This window comes from Vaginisenegalia massiliensis (assembly GCF_900604935.1).
GTDB classification, from domain to species: Bacteria; Bacillota; Bacilli; order Lactobacillales; family Aerococcaceae; genus Vaginisenegalia; species Vaginisenegalia massiliensis.
The window spans coordinates 168,604-184,740 of record NZ_UWPC01000001.1; the positions used below are offsets into that span (position 1 = coordinate 168,604).

Here is a 16,137-nt window from a genome sequence, read left to right on the forward strand (position 1 = left end):
CCTCCATAAAAATAGGAGACCGACCTCAGCTAAAGTCAGTCTCCTCATAAAAATCAAATTAGGATTATTCTTCAGTGTTTAAACCGCTGAAAGCATCACCTAACATATCAGCTAAAGTGAAGCCTGATTCAGAAGAATCGCTATAAGCAGTTGTGTTTTGGTTAGACACTTTATTGTGTTGCTTACGAGGACGTGGAGCAGACTCTTTCTTAGGAGCTGGTGCTTCAGTTTCCATTCCCTCTGGTTTTTCTAATAATGCTTTAATTGATAATGATAAACGTTGTTCAGTTGGATCAACGCTTAATACTTTCACTTCAATTTCTTGGCCTTCTTCAAGTTTTTCTTGAGGAGTTGCAATATGTTCATGAGCAATTTGAGAGATATGAACTAAACCTTCAACGCCAGGGAATACTTCTACAAACGCACCAAAGTTAGTTAAACGTTTAACTGTTCCTGATAAGACAGCTCCTTGAGGCGCTTTTTCTTCGATGTTATCCCATGGTCCTTCTAAGGTATCTTTAATAGATAATGATACACGAACTGCTTCTTGGTCAACAGATAAAACTTTAACTTTTACTGTATCGCCAATAGTAAGAACATCACCTGGTTTAGCAATATGTTGGTGAGCAATGCGGCTGATGTGAACTAATCCATCCACGCCACCTAAATCGATGAAAGCGCCGAAGTTAGTTAAACGAGCTACTTTACCTTCAACAACTGATCCTTCTTCAAGGTTAGCTAATACTTCACCACGTTTCGCTTCTTCTTCTTTCTTAGCAATTTCTTTATGAGAAAGAATTAAACGGTTTTCGTTAGGATCAATTTCAACAATCGCAAAGTCCATTGTTTGGCCTTTGTAAGGAGCAAAATCATCAACAAAGTGATTTTCAACCATAGATGCTGGTACGAAACCGCGAACGCCACAGTCAACCACTAAACCACCTTTAACCACATCTTTAACAGGTGCAGTGATGATTTCTTTGTTTTCAAATTTTTCTTGTAATTCAGCCCAAACTTTCTTAGCATCAACGCGTTTTTTTGATACTAAGTAGTTGCCGTTTTCTTTATCTTTAATTGGTTTAATAACTACTACTTCGATTTCATCGCCGATATTAACAACATCGGTCAACTCTTCAAATGGAGCAGCAGAAAGTTCATTACGAGGGATTACGCCTTCTAAACCGCCACTTTCTTTTAAAGCAACGCGGACTTGATTATCATCAAAAGCTAAAACATCGCCTTTAACAACATCCCCAATTTTAATATCTAAAACGCTATCTAAAGCGTCTTCCATTGAAGTCATTGGTTCAGCTTTCACTTCTTCCTTAACTTCTTCTAATTCATTGTTCTCTACAAACTCTGACATCTAACAGTTCCTCCTAAGCAATACCTATAAAATTGTTGCTGATATCTTTCGATACAAGCCTACTGATTATCATTTTAGCAAAATATATAGCGATAGTCTAGTCTAACAACTAATATATTAGGCAATTCATGCCTTTTTCAGTAAAAGAAGTCGAATTAATTTAAAGTTGAAGCTTGAGGTTTGATATAGGTAAGTACTTTGTCCACTACTTGATCGATGGATAGTTGACTCGTATCAATTTGAATCGCATCTTCAGCTTGTCTCAAAGGACTCGTTTCCCGATTCGAATCATAATGATCACGTTCAATTATAGCCTGTTTAATTTCTTCTAAAGTTTGATTCGTCATTCCTTTGGCTTGGTTCTCTTTGAATCGTCGCTCAGCTCTTACCTGCGGATCAGCAACGAAGAAAAACTTGTAGCTTGCATTTGGCAAAACCACCGTCCCAATATCTCTACCATCCATAACAACCCCAACCTGTTCAGCCATCTCTTGCTGTTTAGCAACCAAATGAAAACGTACAAAAGGAATGGCTGATAATTCCGAAACGTGAGCCGTTACTTCAGCTTGTCGAATTGGCACTTCTACATCTTGCCCATTTAAAAATAAATGCTGTTGCCCTTCTACCTGTTTAAAAGCTAAATGAATCTGATCAAGTGCCCCTTCAATTTTAGGCCAATCACTTAAACTAATACCCTTTTTTAATAAATAATAAGTTACCGCTCGATACATCGCTCCAGTATCTATATAAACCAGATTCAATCGCTTAGCGATTAGTTGGGCAATTGTACTTTTACCAGATGATGCAGGTCCATCAATAGCAATACTATATTGTTTCATCTCTATCCACCCTATTTCTAAAAAGAATTTATTCCATAAAAAAAGCTAGACTCACGTCTAGCCCTCGTTCAATTACTGACCGGGTATCTTTATAACTTGGCCTGGAGCTAATGGTGTATTAATGGTGGCACCATTGGCTTGAGCCAAAGCATAAACATCCACACCATGGGCTCGGGCAATGGCATACCATGAATCCCCTTGGTTAACCGTATAAGAACCGCCAGTTTGATTTTGTGTTTGTTGATTTGACTCTTGTGTTTGATTAGTTTCGGCTACCTCTTGACTTGTTGCACTTTCACTAGAGGATTCATTTGCCGTAGTCTTTTCACTTGTTTCCTTCGTTTCAGCAGTTTGGGCCTCACTATTTTCTGAGCGAGTAATGGCAATTTGGGATGCCGTTCTTGCGGTAATATTATCGTCATTACGTTGCATATTCATAATCCAGTAAAATAGGAAGGGAGTCAAAAATGCTAGAACAACTAGGAATAATAAAACTTTTGATAATGTGGTGGCTTCTTTTGCAGGTTGATTTCGGACAGTCCGAGAATATTGACGATTTTTAAAATTTTCATCTTCGCCAAATTTTGAATTCCAAGGCATTCTTTTTTTAGACGTTGGACGATTCGATGTTCGACTTGCTTCTTCACCAATATTTTCAAAATTTTGATGTTGATCTCTTTCGTTTGGCATCTTATTTCCTCCTACATATGTTACAATAAAATTGCTTATATGATTGTAATCATAGGTTCATTATAGCGTAGTAACCTAGACTAGTACAATCATAGCGCATTTTAATGAAATAAAAAACAATCTAGCTTTCAATAAAACTATATTGAAACCACATTGTAATGCTATAGTAATAATGCAGGGGTGAATTTAATGGATTTTTATATTAATCGCGATAAATGTATCGCTTGTGGTAAATGTTATCTCAACTTTCCTCAAGTATTTGATTGCGACGATGAGGGAATTGCATATGTAAAAGCAGAGGCAAATCAGAAGCAAATTCTCACTAGCCAAGACGCTATCTATCAATGCCCAACTCGAGCCATTAGCCAAGATTCTCCCTCTAATGACTAGTCATTGTCAAATAATTGTTGATATTGATTATCAATATATTGACGTTTAACGAGTTGTTGACCTAATAAACGGAAAAGCAAATACTGGGCAAAGCTTACCAATAATCCCTTCAATAAATTAAAAGGCAAAATAAAGGCTAATACATAGTCTTTGATCGACGCTATTGGAAAATTTAAGACCTTAATATATAAAGGCAAAGCAACAAAATAATTTAGTAGACCCATTACAAGGACTAGGGACATTATAGCTACCATGCAAGCCCAAATATAATGACTCAATTTACGAACACTCAAATTATCTCGTTTAAAAATGAAGTGAAGCGGCAAAATATAAGCCAAAGAAGCGATAAAGCTCATCGTCTCTCCGATTGGCAAGCCTGCTTCTCCCCCTTTGATTAAATAACCAAGACCATCTCGAATAAACGCAACACTAGCGGCACCTAAAGGACCTTGGATTAAAAGCCCCAATGTCACCATTAAGTCAGAAAAATCCACCTTTAAGAAAGGGGCTGCAGGCAGAATTGGGAAATTAAATAAGCGCAGAATTATTGCCCACGCACCTAATATTGCCAGTAAAACCAAGTGTCTGATTGTCATTTTCTTCATATTCTTCTCCTCCTACGTCTCTTCGGAGTTAGAGAACAAAAAATGCGCTATCTTTACTCTTCAGCAAAGATAGCGCATTCATAGTCTATATAGCTATGCTGCACTCTATCTTCTTCCATCCAGACTATACTGTCGGTTTTGGAATCTCACCAAATCCTGCACAATGTGCTCGCGGACTTTACCGCCGATCGGGAATTTCACCCTGCCCTGAAGACGTTTTATATTTTATTAAACAGATTATAGCAAATCTGATGGAAATGTTCTAGTTATTTTCTGACTTAACTTGACTTTTTGCTTCTTGGGTAAGCTTATTGACTTCAAAAGCTGTCAATTCGCGCCATTCACCCACCTGCAAACGACCTAAATCTAGAAAACCATAGCGTTCACGTTTAAGTTTCATAACCGGGTAACCAATAGCCTCAAACATACGTTTTACTTGATGATTCCATCCTTCGTGAATGGTCAATTCAACCACGGCCGTCTGATTATCTACATTCGATGAGAGCAACCTTGCCCGGGCAGCAGACGTTTTCTTATCATCAAGGACAATCCCCCGTTCTAGGCGCCGTAAGGCTTTAATATCAGGAATTCCTTCTAGTTTAGCCACATAAACCTTATCTACTTTATATTTTGGATGCATCAACAAATTAGCAAATTCGCCATCGTTGGTTAAAAGAATCAATCCAGTCGTATCATAATCAAGCCGACCAATTGGATAGATACGTTCTTCAATTCCTTGAATATAGTCAGTGACAACCGCTCGATCTTTATCATCTTTAACGGCTGAAATAACTTGGCGCGGTTTATATAAGAGAATATAACGTGGTTGTTCCTTATAAATGGGAACTCCGCGAACTTCAATTTGATCAGACGGACCCACTTTATATCCTAATTCAGTAATGGTTTGTCCGTTAACGGTCACAACCCCATCCAAAATCATTTGTTCACACTTGCGCCGACTATCAATGCCGGCATGAGCCATCACTTTTTGCAGACGTTCCATTTTTTCACCTATTCCTCTTCTGACAAATCGAATAATTCAATCTGCCATTTTTTTGTCGAAAATAATTCATCAGGAGCTTCTTGAGAATTCAAGGATAAAGGTTCAATTTCTGGCAAATCATTTAAAGAACTTAAGCCAAAATAATCCATAAAATAAGGTGTCACACCATACAAGACAGGTCGACCTGGAGCTTCTAAACGTCCTACTTCTTTAATTAAATCACGAGCTAGTAATTTTTGAATCATTGCCACTGAAGAAACACCACGAACTTGGTCAACATCCATCCGCGTAACAGGTTGCCGGTAGGCAACTATGGCTAAAGTTTCAATTGCTGCTCGGGTCAAATGTTGGGTCATAGGTGACTGAGCATACTGCTCAACAACCTCTTCCAATTCAGACTTGGTTATCAATCGATACTTGCTATCAACTACCGATAATTCTAAAGGTGAATCATTTTGATTAGTTAACGAAACCTTTAAATCTTGTAAAGCTTGTTCGATTTCTTTGGATTCAATCCCTAATGTTGTTTGAAGCTGAGCTAAACTAACGCCTTCGCTGCCAGCTACAAAAAGAATGCCATATATTTTTTTTACTAAAGACATCTATCTATACTCCTCGATCCGTTGAATCTCAATCTTATCAAGAGCTTTGCTTTGAAAGAAGCAGATTTGTTGTTTGCGAACTAACTCAAGCATGGCCATAAAAGATGTAATCAATTCTTGCTTAGATTGATGAGCAAGAAACTGACTGAAATCCACTCTTTCTTTAATATCCAATGTCCGTAAATAGGTCATAATCTGATCTATTTTTTCAGCAACAGTGATTGGATCATGTTGAATTTCTCGTTCCTTAGGCATGCGCAATAGTTCCCGTTGAATCACTGTATACATCGCTTTTTGTAAATCATCGATGCTTAAAGCGCCCTCTTCCAATGGAATAAATGCTTGTAAGGAAGATAAATCTTCCGGACTCCGGGTAAATTGGCGTGATCTGATCTCTTGCTTCTCCTCTAAGTGATCAGCTGCCTCTTGAAATTGCTGATACAAGAGTAATTGTTGCACCAAAACTTGTCGAGGGTCTTCAGGTTCATAGTCACCCTCTAATTTTAAATCGGGTTCAACAGGCAGTAAAAGTCGCGCTTTAATTTCAATTAAGGTCGCCGCCATCACTAAATAGTCACCGACGGTGTCCAAGTGCAGTTCTTGCATCGAATGGACATAATCAAGATATTGATGCGTTATTTCTTTCATTGGAATATCGTTAATATCTACTTTCATCTCTTTAATCAGATGCAAAAGTAAATCAAAGGGTCCTTTAAACGCCCTTAACTCAAGCTCAAGTTTTGTATTATCCATAATTATTGATGATCTTTCTGCTGAATCTCACTTTGAAAGCGACTTTGCCATTTAGAAACAATATCGGCAATTTCCATCGAACCTAAGATTTGAGCTAAAGGAAAGGCAGACCGCAATTCTTTAAACATTTGATAGCCAACGCCTTCATTTCTAAAAGAAGGAATGACTGCCACTCGATGAATATAGATAATTTCTTGCTCCTTTTGGTCAGATTGACCAACCAAGTCATTTGCTCCTTGTAAACACTCAATTGCTAATAATCCAAGAAAATTATCGTGTTGATTATCTTTATATAAAAAGATTTCATAGCTATCTTTTTCACAATAACGCTTCAACAACTCTCTTAGCTCTTCGCTAGAAGCCGCTTCAGTAGATGTATAAGAAAGTAATCCTAGAACTATTTTTTCATTCTTATTTTTTGAACGGACTAACATCTTTTTCTTCCTTTCATAAAACATACCCAAGCGATTCTAACATTTCAAATGAACAAATTCAACTTAAACCAAATCAGCCAAAAATGACTGACCATTCTCCGGTTGTTTTACAGCAAAGTTAGCCGAAATGGTGGCTCCAATATCAGAAAAATGACCTTGTCTTAAGGCACCCGGCTCTTTTAAGGAAGGACTGTAAACTAAGAGTGGAACATATTCACGCGTATGGTCAGTTCCCTTATAGGTCGGATCATTACCGTGGTCAGCCGTAATAATGAGCAAGTCATCTTCTTGCATCGCCGCATAAATCTCGGGTAAACGACGATCGAAGTCTGCTAAGGCTTGACCATACCCCACTGTATCCCGACGGTGTCCATACACCGCATCAAAATCCACTAAATTGGTAAAGCTTAAGCCGGTAAAGTCCTGAGCCATCACTTTCAACAATTGATCGACTCCGTCCATATTAGATTTTGTTCGAACGGCTTGGGTAATTCCTTGACCATTAAAGATATCCTTGATTTTACCAATCGAAATCACTTCATAGCCTTCATCAGATAAATAATCAAGGGTTGTTTGACCAAAAGGACTTAGGGCATAGTCATGACGGTTAGGTGTTCGTTGAAAAGCCCCTTCCTGACCTACATAAGGACGAGCAATAATGCGTCCTAACATATAGGGATCCTCTAAGGTGATTTGACGGGCATATTCACAAATTCGATACAATTCTTCTAGAGGAATAATTTCTTCGTGAGCCGCAATTTGCAGAACAGAATCGGCAGAGGTATAAACAATAAGATCTCCCGTTGCCATCTGATGAGGTCCATATTCATCGAGAATGGCTGTTCCAGAAGCTGGTTTATTCCCTACTACTTTACGTCCAGAAAATTGTTCAAGTTGGTCAATTAGGGCTTGGGGAAATCCCTCAGGAAAGACACGGAATGGAGTTTGAATATTTAAACCCAATAATTCCCAATGGCCCGTCATCGTATCTTTACCCGCTGAAATTTCTTCCAGTTTAGTCCAATATCCTTTAGTTTGTTCTTGTGCTTCTAAGCCAGCTAATGGCGCAATGTTGGCTAAACCTAACTTAACCATATTGGGCACCTGCAAGCCAACTTCTTGAGCAATATGGCCCAAGGTATGAACATCAAAGTCACCAAATTGTTCGGCATCAGGTGCTTGACCAATGCCGACAGAATCTAACACAATTAAATGAATTCGTTTAAATTTCATTGTTATTACTCCTTTTCTTTTAAGCACGTGGAAAGTGCTGACGATAGACTTCTTGTAGCCGTTGACGAGAAATATGGGTATAAATCTGAGTCGTAGAGATATCTGCATGTCCGAGTAATTCTTGAACCAGTCTAAGATCCGCTCCATTCTCTAACAGATGGGTGGCAAAAGAATGACGGAGCATATGCGGTGACACATCAAATGGAATTCCTGCTAAACGGACATATTTATTCAAATTCTTCCATATACCTTGCCGCGTAAATCCGTTGCCTCTTTCAGTTAAAAAAACAAAGCCCGTATCACCCTTGAAATTCTTAATGACAAAACTAGGACGAATTAGATGGAGATACTGATCCAACCAATAGGCCGCTTCCTGACCTAAAGGAATTAAACGTTCCTTATTTCCTTTTCCTCGGGTCTGGATAAAACCTAATTCCAAATGAAGTTCTTTTAATTGTAAGCGGACAAGTTCGCTTACCCGTAAGCCTGTAGCATACATTAATTCTAATAGCGCACGATCTCGTAAACCCCAAGATTCTTGGATATCTGGAGCATTAAGTAGATCATTCACTTGTTCTACCGTTAATACTTTTGGTAAATGATGCTGTTTCTTTGGCCGATCAATTAATTCTAATGGATTTTGGGCAATCAGCTTTTCTTGCAATAAAAAGCGGAAAAATTGTTTAAGTCCTGATAGCATACGACTGGTAGAGCTGGCTGCATAGCCCTCTTGCTTTAATTGGGTCAGAAATAATTGGATGGTAAATTGATCGATTTGACTGACCTCTTGGATCTGTTCATCTTCCAGAAAATTAGCGAATTTTTGCAAATCACGGCCATAAGATTCAATGGTATTACTTGAACGATTTAAATCAATGCGCAAATATCGCTTGAAATCGTCAATACTAGTTTGAATCAAGCCTATGCCTCCTTCTCATCCGCATTCTGACCATCGATTAAATGTATCCCTACTCCTTTTTCTTGTTGAACCAATTTTTTCTTCATCAGTTGACCAACCGCTCGCTTGAATTGAGATTTGGAAATACCTAACTGAACCTGAATTAAGTTGGGATCACTTTTATCATGTAAACCTAAAAAATGACTCGGAGCCTTAGTCAAAAGAGCCAAAATCATACCTGCATCATCTTCTAAGGCTTCATGGGCACGTGGACGCTCAGATATGTTAAGCCCGCCATCCTCGCGCACATTAATTACACGTGCTTGCAACTCTTCACCTAAGCGAGGTTCGTCCCCTTCATATTCCGATTGATGGACGAACGCAGAATAACCCTCAGACGTAATACAAAGAGAGCCGACCTTCTTGGAATGATAAACTCGAGCTTGAATATTCTGATTTAGTAGATCCTTAGGGGCTTTTACAAATAAATTTTGAATGGTTTCAATTGGTGCTAAGGATGCCCAAAGACGATTTTGTTCATCTGCATTAAAAGTCACATATAATTGGTCCCCTTTTTTGGGCCAAATCGCGTGAATTTCAGGTAAATCATCTAAAGAAAGAACGACTTCTTTATCTTTTAATCCAACATCAAGAAAAACTCCTAAATCTTTACGGACTTCAACAACAGGTGCCCAACCATAATAACCTGGCCGAATATCTGGTAGTTGAGTCGTCATCACCCGCTCATGGTGTCGATTTTCATAAATCATTCCTTCTACTTCTTGACCCATAGCCAAAGCTTCATCAAATTCTTCTTTAGCTACAGCAAAGGTTAATCCTTGATTTTGAACAAAGTAACTATCTTCATTCTGATCAATCATTTTAGCAGTGATAATTTGACCATATTTCATACTGGCATCCTCCTCGATACACTAATTCTTGATTAATGCATGTCATGATTAGTATACCATAAGTTGGATTGAATTAGTTTTAAAGGGTCACAAAAAAATCCCTCACTTACATGAGGGATGAAGCCATTTAAATGATTATATAGAGACCGTTGCTCCACTATAGACCAAGCCACGACGTGCATCGACAGTAATTAATTCACCATCGTTGATCGAATTCAAAGCACCCTCTGCTGCCACAATTACCGGAATACCTAATTCGAGACCTACAACTGCCGCGTGGGAGGTAATTCCACCTTGTTCGGTAATGACTGCACCTGCTTTTTCCAAAGCGGGAGCATAATCACGGTCGGTTGACGGCACGACTAGAACCGAGCCAATGTGGGTTTTCTGATTGGCTTCTTCTGCATTGGTAGCTAATACAGCTTTACCAATAAAGTTACCTTTACCAACACCGACACCTTTAGCTAGCTTAGTACCAATTAACTGAATCTTCATCAAGTTAGTTGTACCAGTTTCACCAACTGGAACACCTGCCGTAATAATAATAAGTTCGCCTTCTTTAGCAAAACCTTCTTTTAGAGCCAACTGTGTAGCTGAATCAATCATTTCATCAGTTGAAGCCGGTTTAGCAATTACATGTGCCTCAACCCCCCACGCTAAAGCTAACGAACGACACGTTTCTTCATCAAAAGTCGCTGCAACAATGTGAGCTTTTGGACGGTATTTGGAAATCATTAAGGCTGTATGTCCAGAAGAAGTGGCCGCCACAATGGTTTCAATACCTAAATTACGAGCCGTATGGCCGACTGCTTGACCAATTGCTTCAGTCATATCATTCTTATCATAATGTTTAAGAGTGAAAGCATCTTGTCCAATTAAGGCTTCTTCTGTCCGTAAGCAAATACTAGCCATCGTTTGAACAGCTTCTACAGGATAATCGCCAGCGGCTGTCTCACCCGAAAGCATAACCGCATCTGTCCCATCAAAAATAGCGTTTGCCACATCACCCGCTTCTGCTCGTGTTGGTCGCGGATTACGTTGCATCGAATCTAACATTTGGGTAGCTGTCACAACAGGTTTACCCGCTTCATTACATTTTTTGATGATCATTTTTTGAACAATTGGAACTTCATGAGTTGGAATTTCAACACCCAAATCACCACGAGCCACCATTATTCCATCTGAAACAGCTAAAATCTCATCAAGATTATCCACACCCTCTTGGCTTTCAATTTTAGCAATTATCTGAACGTTGGGACGCCCTTCTTCTTCCAAAATAGCCCGGATATCCATAACATCGCTGGCCCGTCTGACAAAAGACGCTGCAATAAAGTCAATCCCTTGTTGACAACCAAAACGAATATCTGCTTCATCTTTAGCAGTAATGCCAGGTAATTTAACCGAAACATAAGGAACATTGACTCCTTTTTTCGATTTAATAATACCTGAATTTTGAACTTGGGTGATGATTTCTTCCTGTTCTAAATCTAATCCAGTTACCAAGAGATCCACTAATCCATCATCAAGCAGAATATGTTTCCCCACTTGCACATCGTGAATTAAGTTCGGATAGGAAACAGAAAAGCGTTCAGACGTTCCTAAAACCTCTCTCATTGCCACCCGCACTTCATGACCTTTTTCTAATTCAATCTTGTCATTTTCCATGTCATGGGTCCGGATTTCAGGCCCTTTGGTATCTAGTAAAATAGCAACTAATTTACCTGCTTCTTGTCGGGCTGCTTTTAAGGTATTAAAGCGTTGTAAATGCTCTTCATGACTTCCATGAGAAAAATTAAAGCGAGCCACATTCATACCCGATTGAATTAATTTAACCATGACTTCTTGATTTGAGCTTGCTGGGCCTAAGGTACAAACAATTTTTGTTTTTTTCATTGATGACACCCCTATTATTGTGATTTTTTATTCGTTAAGTCTAAGTTTAGTTGATACAAATCACGACGAACTTGATGCGACTTCTCTTTTAAGGTTTCAACAATATCATAGGTTTTTAATTGTTCGCCATTGACGCCCAAATAAACGCCTGATTGTCCTTCAATTAACAAATCAACTGCTCGTGCCCCCATTAATGTAGCAAAAACACGGTCTCGAGCACTCGGATTCCCTCCACGTTGAACGTGAGCTAAGGTTACTCCGCGAACCGATGTATCATGGGAAATAGCTCGGTATACTTCGACAAAGGAATCCACACTCATGACACCCTCAGCCAAAATAATTAATGAATGATCTTTACCGAATTTACGGCCTGTTTGAACCCGTTTAGCGACATCTTCCATCTTAAACGGAACTTCTGGGATAATAATTGCATCAGCTCCTGCCGCTACTCCAGCCCAAGTGGCAATATCCCCCGCGTGACGTCCCATCACTTCGACAACAAAAGTACGGTTATGAGAAGCAGCTGTATCCGTAATTTTATCGATTTCATCTAGAGCCACATTGACGGCTGTGTCGAAACCGATCGTATATTCTGTTCCCGGAATATCATTATCAATCGTGCCAGGAATACCAACCGCAGGAAATCCATGTTCAGTTAATTTCAATGCACCGGTAAATGAACCATCACCACCAATCACAATCAATGCTTCAATTTCATGGTCCTTCATTTGCTCGATGGCTTGTAATTGATAGGTCTCTTGACTAAATTCTGGGAAACGAGCTGAATAAAGGAAGGTGCCTCCTCTTTTTAACTTGTCTTGACATTCAGATACAGTTAACAAGCGAAAATCGCCTTCAACTAAGCCCTTAAATCCACCAGTAACACCATAAACTTCCATCCCATGGTGAAGTCCTTGTTCGACAACCCCACGGATAGCTGCATTCATCCCTTGTGCATCGCCACCACTAGTTAACACTGCAATACGTTTCATCAGATCACCCCATCTGTAAAATTCAAAACTTCAAACTTGCAACATTTTAGACATGTACAGTTTAACACAAAGTCAGCTTAAGTCCTAGCATTTTCAACTATAGTTAGTAATTTAAAGCGTTTTATTTGAAAACAACATGCTCAATTCCAAACAAATTTTTAAGTTTCTCCTGACTTAAGCGTCCATAACTGATGAGATACGGTGGGTTGAGTAGACAAGTTTGTTTATGTTGGTTAACTAAGATAATTCGACACGGACCAGGATATTCCAAGCACCAGGCTTTAAGTTGATCAATTTTTCCCTGATCTTGATCGAAATCCATCACTTTGATGTAGCAAACTGTTTTTTCTTCCGGTTTTTCTTCGACTTTTTGATTTAAATTAGGCAGTGTCAATTGGCGCACTATAATTTGCCACTGACCCCGTTTATCTTGCTCTAACTTGCCATCGACTTGTAAAATAGCCCCTTCTTTTAACAGATTTTGCACCTGCGAATAGATATTTGGAAAAATTACTAAGCCTAGTTGGCTTTCTTGGTCACTTGCCGTTGCAAAAGCCATCAATTGATTTGTTTTAGTATGTATCGGGCGAATGGCATGAAGCTCAACAATACTAGACACTGGGCCTGGTTGAGGATTTAAACAAACATCAGCGAGTGTTTTTATCGCCGAATTATTTTGAAAAATGACTCGGTACTCATCCAAGGGATGCCCCGCCAAATTGAAACTTAACCAAAGCTTTTCTCGCTCAACTTGTTCGCTGACAGACCAATCAGGACAGGGTTCAATCTTAGGTTCAACTTCTTTAAAGAGCGAAAGCGATTCACCACTGAAGTTTACACTTTTTATCAAAGCCAGTAAGTTATAACTTAAAGTGGCTCGATTATACCCAAGACTATCAAAGGCCCCTACCTCAATTAAAGGTTTAACTAGCTCTTCTTTCAAGAATCGTTTAGGTAAGCGGCGAAGGAAATCTAATAAAGAACGATAGGGTCCCATCAATTGTCGGTTATCTATGATTTGATGGATAAAATCTTGTCGTATCCCTTTGATGACGCTAAAACCGACCCGCAACTGACCTTGATCGTGGGTAAACAGTGCTTGACTCAGATTGATGTCAATCCCCGCAATTTGGCCTAATTTGTGTTTGGCCTCCCCATAATAAGTCGTTAAGTTTTTGGAATTGGATCGGCCCATGTTTAATAAGGATTTATAAAACGAAAGAGGATAATAGACCTTCAAATATGCTAATTGGTAGGCCAATGTCGAATAAACCACGGCATGGGCTCTATTAAATCCATACGCAGCAAACTCATAGATATATTCATAAATTTGTTCAGCTAACTTAGCTTCAATATGACGTTCAGTTGCCCCTAAAATAAACCGTTGTCTTTCTTTAGCCATAATATCAGCTTGTTTCTTACCCATGGCCCTTCTTAACAAATCCGCTTGACCCAAACTAAAACCAGCCATTTGACGGCAGATTTGCATCACTTGTTCTTGATAGACAATGACACCATAGGTATTCGCTAAAATAGGCTCTAAACTAGGATGCAAATACTGTTGCGCTTCTTGACCATGTTTACGACGAATAAAGCGATCGATTTGTTTCATGGGACCGGGTCTGAATAGGGCATTAACTGCCACAATATCTTCAAAACTTTCCGGTTTTAGTTTTTTCAAAACATGGCGAATCCCATTTGATTCAAATTGAAAAACACCATTGGTATCTGCCTGACGGAACAAGGCTAATACCTGCGGATCATTCATAGGAATAGATTGAATATCCAGATCTTGCCCCTTATCTTGTTTGATATCACGAAGAATATCATCTAACAAAGTTAAATTTCTTAGCCCTAAGAAATCCATCTTCAAGAGGCCAATCCGTTCGACATCATACATGGTAAACTGAGTAATCATCGCTTGTTGCGGACGATCCATTACAGGCAATATTTGGGATAAAGGCTGATCATGTATCACCACGGCTGCTGCGTGAGTCGAAATATGCCGTGGTAAGCCCTCAATTGTTTTAGCAACTTGAAAAATGAGTCGATTGTGCTCATTTTGTTGAACAATCTCTTGAAGAGCATGAGACTCAGCAAATGCGCGATCAAGGCTAATATTTAACTCAGTAGGAATGGCACGGGCCCAACGTTTTAATTGTTGAGCATCTTCACCAAGAACTCTGAGCGTATCACGTATGGCTTGCTTAGCTCCGAAGGTGCCAAAGGTACAAATCTGGGCAACTTGCTCATAGCCATATTTTTGTTCCACATATCTGATAACCTGATCACGTTTGTCATCCGGAATATCAATATCTATATCAGGCATATTATATCGCTCTGGATTTAAAAAACGTTCAAAAAGCAAATCATATTCTAATGGGTCCACTAAGGTAATTCGCAAAAGATAGGCGACTAATGAAGCTGCTGCCGATCCACGGCCAGGGCCTGACCGAATATGATGTTGATGGCAAAAAGCCAAGATGTCCCAAACAATTAAAAAGTAATCACTAAAACCTAAGTCTTTAATAACTGACAATTCATAGGAAAGCCGTTGCTGATATAACTTTATTTTATCTGACTTCGCTTGGCTTAATTCAGCTAAAGCATTTTGACATAGGTCAAACAAATATTGATCACTAGTTAAGCCTTGTGGTGCTTCAAATTTAGGAAGCAAGGTCATACCTTGTTCCATTTCAAGATCAATCCGATCAATTATTGCTTGGGTATTGGCTATACATTGATCTAACCCATAATTATGATATAAGCTGGTCAATTCTTGTTTTTCATATAGATAATGGCCACCTTTTAGCTGGCATAAAGAAACATCGATAGTTTCATTCTCTTCGATAGCTCTCAAGACACTTAAACTAAAGGCATCGTCTGCCTTTAAACTGGTCACTTTTTGATTTATGGCAATTGGTAGACCAGATTGACTAGCAAAGTCCTTTAATTGTTGAACTTCCCATTCATTAAAAGGATAAATGGGCAGTCCTAAATAAAGATTTTCCCGGCCAAAATAATGGTCAAGAGCCTGTAAAATTGCTTGCGCTTGTTTAACATCATCCTGAATCAAGGCATGTTCTAATTCGCCATTACGTCCGGGACTTAGCCATATTAAATCAGTACATTGGCTAACTTGTTGCCAAAAACCGCCTGTATTGAATTCTGCCAACTGACTCAGCCGTGACAATTTGATCAATTGACGGTATCCGTCTAAATTCTTGGCATAGATCAACATTGGAAAACGTTGATTTGTATTAACTAAACCTTCAACAATTAATGTCATGCCAATGATTGGTTTTATACCTTGTGCCCGACACTGATTATAAAATTCGAGTGCCCCATGTAGCACATTCTCATCCGCTATAGCTAAACTGGAGTAGCCTTTTTCTTTAGCCTGATTCACATAATCGGGGATTGTCAAGACACTATGTAACAGTGAATAAGCCGTCACAACATTTAATAACATTTTCTTCCCCCTTTCAGACTCACTCTTCACATTCTATATTGCCATTTTTTAGTTAA

The 16,137-nt window shown here is 39.0% G+C and carries 15 protein-coding genes and 1 riboswitch; of the genes, 1 reads left to right on the plus strand and 14 read right to left on the minus strand.

The window, feature by feature from the left end; all coding sequences use genetic code 11:
* Positions 1-64 precede the first annotated feature (64 nt).
* From rpsA to EIH20_RS00720, 3 genes are all read right to left on the minus strand, one after another.
* Positions 65-1,366 (minus strand): 30S ribosomal protein S1, encoded by a 1,302-nt coding sequence (gene rpsA, locus EIH20_RS00710; RefSeq protein WP_124057433.1) that lies wholly within the window; start codon positions 1,364-1,366, stop codon positions 65-67.
* 155 nt (positions 1,367-1,521) lie between these two features.
* A complete protein-coding gene (gene cmk / locus EIH20_RS00715; protein ID WP_124057434.1) occupies positions 1,522-2,205 on the minus strand; it encodes a (d)CMP kinase in 684 nt (227 codons plus the stop codon).
* Positions 2,206-2,277: 72 nt separating this feature from the next.
* The gene (locus tag EIH20_RS00720; protein ID WP_124057435.1) at positions 2,278-2,895 is read right to left on the minus strand and encodes a LysM peptidoglycan-binding domain-containing protein; all 618 of its coding nucleotides are present in this window, start codon (positions 2,893-2,895) and stop codon (positions 2,278-2,280) included.
* A gap of 189 nt (positions 2,896-3,084) precedes the next feature.
* Between EIH20_RS00720 and EIH20_RS00725 the strand changes: the two genes are divergently transcribed.
* A complete protein-coding gene (locus tag EIH20_RS00725; protein ID WP_124057436.1) occupies positions 3,085-3,285 on the plus strand; it encodes a ferredoxin in 201 nt (66 codons plus the stop codon).
* Here the strand turns inward: EIH20_RS00725 and EIH20_RS00730 are convergent.
* The 11 genes from EIH20_RS00730 to EIH20_RS00780 all read right to left on the minus strand — a co-directional run bounded on the left by EIH20_RS00730 (position 3,282) and on the right by EIH20_RS00780 (position 16,081).
* Complete coding sequence (locus EIH20_RS00730; protein WP_124057437.1) at positions 3,282-3,890, minus strand: ECF transporter S component; 609 nt, start codon at positions 3,888-3,890, stop codon at positions 3,282-3,284. The genes EIH20_RS00725 and EIH20_RS00730 overlap by 4 nt on opposite strands.
* A 103-nt stretch (positions 3,891-3,993) precedes the next feature.
* Positions 3,994-4,109, minus strand: a riboswitch (FMN riboswitch).
* Between the two features lie 43 nt (positions 4,110-4,152).
* On the minus strand, positions 4,153-4,893 hold the full coding sequence (locus EIH20_RS00735) for a pseudouridine synthase (protein WP_124057438.1): 741 nt from the start codon (positions 4,891-4,893) through the stop codon (positions 4,153-4,155).
* A gap of 8 nt (positions 4,894-4,901) precedes the next feature.
* Positions 4,902-5,495 carry an SMC-Scp complex subunit ScpB gene (gene scpB, locus EIH20_RS00740; protein ID WP_124057439.1) on the minus strand — a complete coding sequence of 198 codons (594 nt, stop codon included), beginning with the start codon at positions 5,493-5,495 and terminating at the stop codon, positions 4,902-4,904.
* Complete coding sequence (locus EIH20_RS00745) at positions 5,496-6,248, minus strand: segregation and condensation protein A (RefSeq protein WP_124057440.1); 753 nt, start codon at positions 6,246-6,248, stop codon at positions 5,496-5,498.
* A 2-nt stretch (positions 6,249-6,250) separates the two neighbouring features.
* Positions 6,251-6,682 (minus strand): GNAT family N-acetyltransferase, encoded by a 432-nt coding sequence (locus EIH20_RS00750; protein WP_124057441.1) that lies wholly within the window; start codon positions 6,680-6,682, stop codon positions 6,251-6,253.
* A 63-nt stretch (positions 6,683-6,745) separates the two neighbouring features.
* Positions 6,746-7,915, minus strand: coding sequence for a phosphopentomutase (gene deoB / locus EIH20_RS00755; RefSeq protein ID WP_124057442.1), 1,170 nt, complete (start codon positions 7,913-7,915; stop codon positions 6,746-6,748).
* 19 nt (positions 7,916-7,934) lie between these two features.
* A complete protein-coding gene (xerD, locus tag EIH20_RS00760) occupies positions 7,935-8,831 on the minus strand; it encodes a site-specific tyrosine recombinase XerD (protein ID WP_206424086.1) in 897 nt (298 codons plus the stop codon).
* 5 nt (positions 8,832-8,836) lie between these two features.
* Positions 8,837-9,724 carry a CvfB family protein gene (locus tag EIH20_RS00765; RefSeq protein WP_124057444.1) on the minus strand — a complete coding sequence of 296 codons (888 nt, stop codon included), beginning with the start codon at positions 9,722-9,724 and terminating at the stop codon, positions 8,837-8,839.
* A 135-nt stretch (positions 9,725-9,859) separates the two neighbouring features.
* Positions 9,860-11,617: a pyruvate kinase gene (gene pyk, locus EIH20_RS00770; protein WP_124057445.1), complete on the minus strand. Its 1,758-nt coding sequence runs from the start codon at positions 11,615-11,617 to the stop codon at positions 9,860-9,862.
* Positions 11,618-11,631: 14 nt separating this feature from the next.
* Positions 11,632-12,609, minus strand: a complete 978-nt coding sequence (gene pfkA / locus EIH20_RS00775) for a 6-phosphofructokinase (RefSeq protein ID WP_124057446.1) — start codon at positions 12,607-12,609, stop codon at positions 11,632-11,634.
* 121 nt (positions 12,610-12,730) lie between these two features.
* A complete protein-coding gene (locus tag EIH20_RS00780) occupies positions 12,731-16,081 on the minus strand; it encodes a DNA polymerase III subunit alpha (protein WP_124057447.1) in 3,351 nt (1,116 codons plus the stop codon).
* Positions 16,082-16,137 lie beyond the last annotated feature (56 nt).

Bases quoted from the DNA above. Each gene is read 5' to 3' on its own strand.
- EIH20_RS00730 (WP_124057437.1), bottom strand. From the start codon at position 3,890: ATGAAGAAAATGACAATCAGACACTTGGTTTTACTGGCAATATTAGGT.
- EIH20_RS00750 (WP_124057441.1), bottom strand. From the start codon at position 6,682: ATGTTAGTCCGTTCAAAAAATAAGAATGAAAAAATAGTTCTAGGATTA.
- EIH20_RS00735 (WP_124057438.1), bottom strand. From the start codon at position 4,893: ATGGAACGTCTGCAAAAAGTGATGGCTCATGCCGGCATTGATAGTCGG.
- cmk (WP_124057434.1), bottom strand. From the start codon at position 2,205: ATGAAACAATATAGTATTGCTATTGATGGACCTGCATCATCTGGTAAA.
- EIH20_RS00780 (WP_124057447.1), bottom strand. From the start codon at position 16,081: ATGTTATTAAATGTTGTGACGGCTTATTCACTGTTACATAGTGTCTTG.
- EIH20_RS00765 (WP_124057444.1), bottom strand. From the start codon at position 9,724: ATGAAATATGGTCAAATTATCACTGCTAAAATGATTGATCAGAATGAA.
- EIH20_RS00745 (WP_124057440.1), bottom strand. From the start codon at position 6,248: ATGGATAATACAAAACTTGAGCTTGAGTTAAGGGCGTTTAAAGGACCC.
- EIH20_RS00725 (WP_124057436.1), top strand. From the start codon at position 3,085: ATGGATTTTTATATTAATCGCGATAAATGTATCGCTTGTGGTAAATGT.
- deoB (WP_124057442.1), bottom strand. From the start codon at position 7,915: ATGAAATTTAAACGAATTCATTTAATTGTGTTAGATTCTGTCGGCATT.
- rpsA (WP_124057433.1), bottom strand. From the start codon at position 1,366: ATGTCAGAGTTTGTAGAGAACAATGAATTAGAAGAAGTTAAGGAAGAA.
- pyk (WP_124057445.1), bottom strand. From the start codon at position 11,617: ATGAAAAAAACAAAAATTGTTTGTACCTTAGGCCCAGCAAGCTCAAAT.
- EIH20_RS00720 (WP_124057435.1), bottom strand. From the start codon at position 2,895: ATGCCAAACGAAAGAGATCAACATCAAAATTTTGAAAATATTGGTGAA.
- pfkA (WP_124057446.1), bottom strand. From the start codon at position 12,609: ATGAAACGTATTGCAGTGTTAACTAGTGGTGGCGATGCACAAGGGATG.
- scpB (WP_124057439.1), bottom strand. From the start codon at position 5,495: ATGTCTTTAGTAAAAAAAATATATGGCATTCTTTTTGTAGCTGGCAGC.